Below are 674 nucleotides of genomic sequence, written 5' to 3'. Positions count from 1 at the left end.
AGCTTGTTCGGGTTTCCCCGGCACAGCCGTGTCCCCGCCATCGGTTTCGGCGTCCCCTGTCGCGTTCCGCTTCATCTGTCGTCATCGACAGGCCCCGGAGTCCGTGCCCGAAGAGGCAGGAGGACCCGGTGGCCACCACGGCCGACATCACCGCCATGCGGCGCGCGATCACGCTCGCGGCCCGCGGTCTCGGCGCCACCAGCCCCAATCCGGTCGTCGGCTGCGTCGTCCTCGACGCCGCCGGGCAGCCGGCCGGCGAGGGCTTCCACCGTCGCGCCGGAGGGCCGCACGCCGAGATCCACGCCCTGCGTGAGGCGGGCGCGCAGGCCCGCGGCGGCACCGCCTACGTCACCCTCGAACCCTGCAACCACACCGGCCGCACCGGGCCCTGCGCCCAGGCGCTCCTCGACGCCGGCGTCCGCCGCGTCGTGTACGCCGTCGGCGACCCGGACCCGCGGGCCACCGGCGGCGCCGACACCCTGCGCGCGGCGGGCGTCCAGGTGGAGCAGGGGCTCCTCGCCCAGGAGGCGGAGGCCGGCAACACCGCCTGGCTCACCTCGGTGCGTCTCGGCCGCCCGTACGTGCTCTGGAAGTACGCGGCCACCCTCGACGGCCGGGTCGCCGCCGCCGACGCCACGAGCCGCTGGATCAGCTCCGCCGAGTCCCGCGCCGAC

General features: G+C 76.3%; 1 protein-coding gene. It reads left to right on the top strand.

Translation table 11 applies throughout. The features are described from left to right. Positions 1-128: 128 nt before the first annotated feature. Positions 129-674: bifunctional diaminohydroxyphosphoribosylaminopyrimidine deaminase/5-amino-6-(5-phosphoribosylamino)uracil reductase RibD (ribD, locus tag IH13_RS0115185; RefSeq protein ID WP_031084718.1), on the top strand; the 546-nt coding region annotated here is incomplete at its 3' end.

Source organism: Streptomyces sp. NRRL WC-3549 (assembly GCF_000721935.1).
GTDB lineage: Bacteria > Actinomycetota > Actinomycetes > Streptomycetales > Streptomycetaceae > Streptomyces.
Note: the sequence above shows the minus strand (reverse complement) of the source record. Positions and strands in the feature narration are given on the sequence as shown.